7 protein-coding genes are annotated in these 6,093 nt (G+C 57.8%); 1 reads left to right on the top strand and 6 read right to left on the bottom strand.

All coding sequences use genetic code 11. The annotated features are described in order from the left end of the window. Positions 1-759: DUF5690 family protein (locus Q0510_RS19990; protein ID WP_298715642.1), on the top strand; the 759-nt coding region annotated here is incomplete at its 5' end. On the opposite strand, the gene Q0510_RS19995 is transcribed toward Q0510_RS19990, so the two are convergent. The 6 genes from Q0510_RS19995 to Q0510_RS20020 all read right to left on the bottom strand — a co-directional run. Further along, positions 736-1,098, bottom strand: coding sequence for a DUF1304 domain-containing protein (locus Q0510_RS19995; RefSeq protein ID WP_298715644.1), 363 nt, complete (start codon positions 1,096-1,098; stop codon positions 736-738). The two genes, Q0510_RS19990 and Q0510_RS19995, sit on opposite strands and share 24 nt — an antisense overlap. A 126-nt stretch (positions 1,099-1,224) precedes the next feature. Beyond that, entirely contained in the window at positions 1,225-2,148 is a 924-nt protein-coding gene (locus tag Q0510_RS20000; RefSeq protein ID WP_298715646.1) for a glycerophosphodiester phosphodiesterase family protein, read from the bottom strand. A gap of 4 nt (positions 2,149-2,152) precedes the next feature. Continuing rightward, positions 2,153-2,749, bottom strand: coding sequence for a histidine phosphatase family protein (locus Q0510_RS20005; RefSeq protein WP_298715647.1), 597 nt, complete (start codon positions 2,747-2,749; stop codon positions 2,153-2,155). Next, complete coding sequence (locus Q0510_RS20010; RefSeq protein WP_298715649.1) at positions 2,742-4,157, bottom strand: FGGY-family carbohydrate kinase; 1,416 nt, start codon at positions 4,155-4,157, stop codon at positions 2,742-2,744. Before Q0510_RS20010 ends, Q0510_RS20005 begins: the two co-directional genes overlap by 8 nt. Positions 4,158-4,169: 12 nt before the next feature. Continuing rightward, complete coding sequence (locus tag Q0510_RS20015) at positions 4,170-5,615, bottom strand: FGGY family carbohydrate kinase (protein WP_298715650.1); 1,446 nt, start codon at positions 5,613-5,615, stop codon at positions 4,170-4,172. Beyond that, positions 5,608-6,093: NAD(P)-dependent oxidoreductase (locus Q0510_RS20020; RefSeq protein WP_298715652.1), on the bottom strand; the 486-nt coding region annotated here is incomplete at its 5' end. The genes Q0510_RS20020 and Q0510_RS20015, both read right to left, overlap by 8 nt.

Genomic DNA, 6,093 nt, shown 5'->3' on the forward strand with positions numbered 1-6,093 from the left:
GTGCTTATGCCGGTCCGGATAGTATTTGTATTGCTGTTGGAAAAAATCCCTCCGCCCGGGCTCGCCGACAAGGAGCAGCGAATGGAAAGGCTGCCGATGAGCGCCGTGGAACGCCGCGGGCTGCTGATGCGCTTTTGGCCGGGGATCACATTGCTGGTGCTCGTTTATATCCTCGTTACGATCCTGCGCGAAGTGCGCGACAGCTTCATGGCCGATATGTGGCGCGCTTCCGGGGAGCCCTTTCAGCCGGGCGTTTTCGCGGGGACGGAAAGCCTTATTTCCCTCATCATCCTCGTCATGATCGCCGCCATGAGCTGGCTGCAACATAATTTCAGGGCGTTCTTCGTTACACAGTGGATCATGCTGGCGGGATTTGCGCTTACATTAACCGGCGCCATGCTTTTTTCCGCGGGGCAACTCGGCATGTATGCCTGGATGCTGCTGGCGGGACTGGGATTGTATATGGTGTATATTCCATTCAACAGCCTGCTGTTCGACCGGTTTATCGCTGCCTTCCGGTTTACGGGCAATGTGGGTTTTCTTATTTACATCGCCGATTCATTCGGTTACCTCGGCAGCGTGGGCGTCATGCTGGCCAAAACGGTGTTCCGGCTGGAATTGAACTGGCTGGATTTTTATACCGGGCTGGTGAAGATCGCCGGCGTCTCAGGCCTGGCGGGCACCGCGCTGTCCATGTACTGGTTCCGGAAGAAGTACCGGGAAAACGCCATGGCTTTACAGCACCGCGATCAGCAATAGCGTAATCAGCGCGGGGAGGGCTTGTACGAAGAAGATGCGCTTTGTGGCCGTCAGCGCGCCGTAAATGCCTGCTACGGCTACGCAAATCAGGAAGAAAACCCCCACATGCTGTTGCCAGGCCGGATCATCGATCCATACGCACCAGATCAGGCCTGCCGCCAGGAAACCGTTATACAGCCCCTGGTTGGCCGCCAGTGCCTTTGTGGGCTCGAACATTTCTTTTGGGATCTGCCTGAAGACTTTAGGCGCTCTCGTCGTCCAGGCGAACATTTCCAGCCAAAGGATATACAAATGTTCGATCGCAATTAATGTGATCAGTACGAGGATAATAATGGCCATGGGGCGGTGGATTTATTTCCTTCAATTTACCCAAATTTCATATGTATTGTTCATTCCCGGTATAAAAAAGCCGGTCCTGAAGAAAGGACCGGCGAGATACACGTTACAGGTTAAAAAATACACGTCTTATTTACGGGTTACGAAGAATTTCTTTTTCGGGCTTTTGGCCGGCACCAGCGAACGGATGGCTTCGCCGGCTTCCAGCGAGCGGTCGGCTTCGATGAGGCTGGCACCTCCTTCGATCACTGCGCGGTATGCTTTGGCGCGCTCGCCCGCGTCGGGCAGTTTATCGTAGGTAGGCGCGGCGGAAATCATGCACATTACGCCGCGTTTGTTAAGATCGGCGTACAGCGGCTTCAGTTCCGGCTTGTTATCTGGTCCCACATACGCCATGATATGCGTCCAGGGGATGTTTTCCTGCTCGTATTCTTCCAGCGCCTTCTGCGTTTTCACGAATGCCTCGAACACGATTTCCGGGTTGCGCTCGTGGTACCATTTCGCCTCTTTGGCGGTGTGTACGGTAACCATAACGTGCCCTTCTGCTTTATGCTTTTTAATGATGGCGGCCGTCATTTCGAAGGGTACGTCTTTTTTATCCAGGATGAGCACGGTTTTGCCGCGCGCCCAGGTGATGGCTTCTTCCAGCGTGGGGATCCTGAAATCGGTCAGGTTGCCGTCTACATCTTTCAGGCGGAGCTGTTTGAGCTCGGCGAGCGTGTAGTCGCCCACTTTACCGGTACCGTTGGTGGTGCGGTTGAGGGTGGCGTCGTGCATGAGCACGATCACGCTGTCTTTGGTGAGCCGCGGATCGATTTCGAAGGTAGCCGGGGTGAAGCGGAGCGTGTTGGCGAAGGCTTCGATGCTGTTTTCAGGGAAGCCTTTGTTGATGCCGCCGCGGTGGCCGCTGACGAAGGGGATGTCGTTGCCGGTATATCGGAAGAACGCCCGCAGTTCCTTAGCGTTTTTGATTTTCAGCACGTGCATGCCCGATTGGGCGAAGCCGCTGATGGTAGCGCAAAGCAGCGCGCCGCCGAGGAGAATTCTTTTCATGCTGTCAGAATTTGGCATTGAGATGTTGTAAAGTGAATGCGCCGTCAGCGTCGAGTGTGAACATGGTGACGGAAGCGTTTTCCTGCACGAGCATCCGGTAGTTGCGGAGCGGCATGCCCAGTTTGTACGCAAGGTACAGGCGGTTGACGCCGTTGTGCGCGGCTACGAGAATATTGCCGGAAGGGTGTTTGCGGTGGATGTCGGTGAAGAAGGCGTCTACCCGCTCCACGATTTCCCGGCCGCTTTCGCCCGTTCCGCCCGCGCGCCAGGCGTAAGGGTCTTCCATCCAGCGATGCCAGTGCTCCGGCGCCTCGGCGATGAACTCTTCTTTCGTTTTCTGTTCCCAGGTGCCGAAGTCGGCCTCGATCAGCCTTTCATCCTTTTTGACATAAGCTCCGGAAGCGATGTTGGCCGTCATGAAAGCACGTTCCAGCGGCGAGGAATAAACGCCGTCGAAGGTGATGTCTTTCAACTGCTGGCGCACGGCTTCTGCCTGCGCGATGCCTTTTGCGGTCAACGCGATGTCTGTCCGGCCGCAATACCGGTTATTGTCTGCGTTCCAGGCGGTTTGTCCGTGCCGGAGCAAGTAAACGTTAAGCATATCCTTTTTCTTTCAGTTTTTCCCGGAACTGCTGGTAACCGTGTTGATAGGCTTCCGCCAGTTCCGGGTCGGGTTGCATGGTGTTTTCGATATGAGCCATGGCTGCCGCGGCTTCCGCGATGCTGCTGTAATATGTCTGTGAGGCGGCGAGGATGGCGGCCCCCGCGGCTCCGCTCACTTCTTTCATTTTATGCACCGGCACGCCCAGTACGGATGCCCTGATTTTCAACCAGAGCGCGCTGTTGCTGGCGCCGCCGGCGGTGTATACGGCTTTAACGGTTTCGCCGGAAAGTTGCTCAATCATTTCATACGCCATCTTTTCGACGTAGGCTACGCCTTCCATCCCGGCGGCGAATTTTTCCGCGCCTTCCAGCCCCGGATCCCCGAAAGCTTCCGCCTGGGGCGCTATGAAAGGGAACCTTTCTCCCTGCTGCTCCAGCGGCCAGTATAATTTCCCGGTGGGTACCAATGCGGCGGCGGCTTCGTTCAGCGCGTCCAGGTTGCCGGGGAAATGTTTCGATATCCAGTCGGCCCCGGTATTGCTGGCGCCCCCCGGCATCCAGAAGCCCTGCGGGTGGCGGTGGTTGTACAGCCGCCCGAGCGGGTCCTGTACGGGCTGTTGCGTCACGCCTTTCACGACGAGCGTGGTGCCGATGGTCGTGTTCCAGGCGCCGGGCGTTACCGCGCCGGAAGCAATTTGCGACGCGCAGCCGTCGGTCATCCCGGCCGTTGCCACTACATTCGGCGGCATGCCTGGCAGGCGGAGAATTACCTCGCCCACGGGTGCGCCGGAGGGCACTACGTCCTGCAGCCACTCGCGGCGCAGCGGCAAATGGCTCCAAATATATTCCGGCCAGCGTTCGTTTGCTACGTCGTAGCCGGATTTTAACACATTGGTAAAATCGGTGACGCCGAAGTTGCCGGTCAGTTTACCGGTAATGAAATCGGCTGCGTGGATGAATTTGTGTATCCGGCGGGCCTTCTCCGGGAAATTCTCCGCAAACCACACCATTTTAGGCAAACCGCTCGTGGTGTTGAAAGCCGTATAGCCGTCCGGGTGGAATTGTTCCGCCAGCGCTTTGCAGCGTTTCCCTTCTCCGGCCTGCCGGCCGTCGCTGTACATGATGGCGGGGTGCAGGGGCTGTCCTGCCGCATCAACAGGGATTATGGTGCCGGAGGTGCTGGTAACGCCGATGGCGCGCAGTTTGGCGGCTGCAGGATGTTGAAGTAATTGCAACAACAGTTTTTCGCAGGCTGCCCACCATTCCTCCGGCGATTGCTCTTCGCGCGAAGCCGCGCTCAGCGGGAAATGCTCGCTGAAAGTTGCCAGTACGTGGCCCCGTTCATCTGTCAGGATGGCTCTTGCGCCCTGTGTGCCTACGTCCAGCCCGATAAAAGTATGTTCCATTAATAATTTGACTCAGTTCATGTTGCGGAAATAATCCCGTGTCTTTTCCCAATCCGCATAAATGGCCGCGTAGTGGGCTTCTTCCTGCGGGTAAACGGTTTCGGTGGTGTTATCCATCTGCCCGTCGATCCCCAGCGCTTCGTTGCAGATCAATGCGCCGCCTACGGCCGATGATTGCTGGAAACCCGCGCGCATCTGCACTTTCTTGCCCGTCAGGTTGGCGATGAGCTGGCGGAGCGTCAGGCTCTGCAAACCACCTCCGCAGCCCCAGATGTAATCGGGCTGATGCCCGGCTACCTCCGCGAGGATTTTATAGTTTTTTACGATGGAACAGGCGATGTCGACCATCGTGGCCCATACGAAGCTGCCGCGCGTGAGCAGGTGCGAAACGGGGGCGGGGAAGATGAATCCGCCTCTTGTGAGCGATTCTTCCTCATCGGCCAATAACGAGCCCAGACTTGCCATACAGAAGGTGTGGCGGTTTTCCGCCAGCTCTTTTTCGATGACGTCGTAGCCTTCGTTGGGATAGAAAATTTCTTTCAGGCGTTGATAGTTCAATCCCGTAACCCCGGCGTTGGCTTCGAATACGAAGCGCTCCGGCACGATGTCGCGGCTCGTCCAGGTGCGCTCTTCGGCGTCCAGCGTGTAACTGCCGGTGAGCTTTACGATGGGCGTGGTGGTGCCGGAAACGATGACCATATCGTCGACCGCCGGGCGGGTGCTCTTAATGGCCAGCTGCGTGTCGCCGCCGCCGGTAATGACGAGCGCCGCATGCGGAATATTCAATTCCTGCGCCACTTCCGGCTTCACTGTGCCCAGTACGGACGCGGAGGTGCGCAGTGGCGGCAGGAGGGAAGCCTCCAGGCCGAACGCAGCGCAGAGCTCGGCGCTCCATTCCTGGCGCTCCACATCGAACAGCAGGGTTTCGGATGCCTGTGCGTGCTCATACTTCGCGATGCCGGAAAACTGGTACTCCACCCAGTCGGAGATACTGAGGAAGGAGGTGGTTTTGGACCAGACCTCAGGTTTCCGTTCGCGGATGCCCACGAGCTTGAACGCGGAAAACAGCGAAGTGGGATAACGGCCGGTCAGCTGGTAGACGCGGCTTTTATCCGCCAGCATGGATTCCCATTCCCGGCCGCGGTGGTCGATATTAGGGAGTCCGGTGAGGGAATTGCCCTGCGCGTCGAGCAGGACGATCCCTTCGCGCTGGCTGGTGGCCGTGATGGCGCGGATTTCCGCGCCGGGAGCGACGGCGAGCGCTTGGGTGGCGAGGCGGAGGATCTGCTGCCAGAGGGCGTTTGGGTCGAAGTGCAGGGCGTCGGGGTAGAGCGGGTCTTTTTCGTACCGGATATCTTCCCGCGCCACGCCGAGCACTTGCCCGCCGGGTGTTGCGATCGCTACGCGCACGTTGCCCGTGCCGATGTCTGCGATGATATATGCGTCGTGTTTAGCCATTGACGGGTGTTGTAAGCATTTGGCGGTTCGCCAGTTCGCGTATCTGGCGGTTTCCGTTGGCGAACCATTGGGTAAGGGCTTTGTTCATGATGGCCACGTGATGGTCTTCCACTTCGAACGTGGCACCGGCGATGTGCGGCGTGGCGATCACGTGCGGCTGGTCGATGATCCGGTAGTCCGTTTCGTCGGGCGGTTCGTTATCGAACACGTCGAGCACCGCGCCGCGGATGGCGCGCGATTCGAGGGCGGCGAGGAGATCTTCCCGCTTCACCACGGCCGCGCGCGCCGTATTCACAAAAATGGCGTCTTTTTTCATCAATGTCAATACGCGGGCGTCGATCATGTTTTTCGTTTCTTCCGTCACGGGGAGGTGGATGGAAACGACGTCGCTGGTGGTGAAGAGCTCTTCCAGCGTACATTTGGTGTAAGCGGGATCGTATTCCGTTACATATGGATCGAAGAAGCGGATGTTGCAGGG

Origin of the sequence: uncultured Chitinophaga sp., assembly GCF_937874145.1 — a bacterium.
GTDB lineage: Bacteria > Bacteroidota > Bacteroidia > Chitinophagales > Chitinophagaceae > Chitinophaga.

Coding starts and splice junctions, on each gene's coding strand:
- Q0510_RS20015 (WP_298715650.1), bottom strand. CDS start 5,615: ATGGCTAAACACGACGCATATATCATCGCAGACATCGGCACGGGCAAC.
- Q0510_RS19995 (WP_298715644.1), bottom strand. CDS start 1,098: ATGGCCATTATTATCCTCGTACTGATCACATTAATTGCGATCGAACAT.
- Q0510_RS20000 (WP_298715646.1), bottom strand. CDS start 2,148: ATGAAAAGAATTCTCCTCGGCGGCGCGCTGCTTTGCGCTACCATCAGC.
- Q0510_RS20010 (WP_298715649.1), bottom strand. CDS start 4,157: ATGGAACATACTTTTATCGGGCTGGACGTAGGCACACAGGGCGCAAGA.
- Q0510_RS20005 (WP_298715647.1), bottom strand. CDS start 2,749: ATGCTTAACGTTTACTTGCTCCGGCACGGACAAACCGCCTGGAACGCA.